Annotated in this window: 1 protein-coding gene and 1 pseudogene; one reads left to right on the top strand and one right to left on the bottom strand. The window is 68.2% G+C overall.

Translation table 11 applies throughout. From position 1 onward, the window contains the following. Window positions 1-827 (top strand): polysaccharide pyruvyl transferase family protein (locus RMN95_RS08405; protein ID WP_309616482.1); only part of this gene is annotated, 827 nt, incomplete at its 5' end. Window positions 828-908: 81 nt separating this feature from the next. Here RMN95_RS08405 and RMN95_RS08400 read toward each other — a convergent pair. After that, a pseudogene (locus RMN95_RS08400) lies at window positions 909-1,115 on the bottom strand (YhgE/Pip domain-containing protein); the annotation flags it as partial.

Genomic DNA, 1,115 nt, shown 5'->3' with positions numbered 1-1,115 from the left:
ACATTTTCGAGCGCGCGACTATCGGCGCGATCACTGCGGCACTCGGAAAGCCGCTTGTGATCAGCGGCCAGACCCTCGGCCCGGAACTCGACCACCCTGACACCGCGCTCGTGCGCGAACTGCTCTCCAGCGCGAGGCTCGTCGGTCTCCGGGAAGCCAGCTCATTCGCCCTCTCTGAACGACTCGGGCTCGGCGAGAGCATCACCCAGACCATCGACGACGCCAGCTACCTGGTCGACGGTGCTGTCGGTGACTCGACCGGGTGCTGCCTCGTCAGCATCTCCAGCCATGTCGCCGGTGCCGCACGCAGCGACGTCGTCGTGGCCCTCGCGGCCCTCTTCGACGCTCTCGCGCTCGAGACCAGACTCGAGATGGTGTTCCTCGCCCATTTTGGTGCTCTTGACGGGCCATCCCGAGGCGATTCGGTGATGCACGATGCGGTCATGAATGCCATGGTGGGGCCCGCCCGGGTCGTAGCTCCGACAGATTCGGTGGCCGCGGCCCGTCTTGCGCGAAGCGCTGCCATGGTCGTGAGCAGCCGCTACCATCCGGTAGTTTTCGCGGTCCCTGCCGGGGTACCCACCATCGGCATTCCCGTCGACGACTACACCGGGGTGAAGCTGCGCGGCGCGCTCGGTAACTTCGGACAGGAGGGCCTCCTCCCCGTCGCCGAGTTGCTCGCCGGGAACGGCCCGGCCCTCGCCGCGCGACTCTGGGCGGATCGCGACATCATCCGTGCGGGAGCCGTGACACTGACGCCGACGGCCCGAGCGTCGTCCGCCGCATGGTGGGACCGCGTTGCCGCCGTGTTCGGCGCCGCGGGATAGGACTTGCGCTCCTGACCGTTGCGGGACGGCTGTGAACAACTAAAGCTGTGCGAATCGCGCGGTGCTTCGAGGCGGCTGGCGCTATGCGACGCTGGGCAGCAGGCCGAGGCTTCGGGCACGGCGGGTCCGCCGCAGTGCCACCAGCGCGAGCAGCGCGCTGCCTGCACCGAATACGAGCAGCATCGCGACCGACATGATGACCGACCCAGGGTTGCCTCCCGTGATGATGCCCTGCATGCCGTCGACCGCGTAGGTCAGGGGCAGAAGCGGGCTGACGGCCTGGTAGGG

Source organism: Salinibacterium sp., from assembly GCF_031364185.1.
Lineage (GTDB): Bacteria > Actinomycetota > Actinomycetes > Actinomycetales > Microbacteriaceae > Rhodoglobus.
This window is presented reverse-complemented; position numbering and strand designations above follow the sequence as displayed.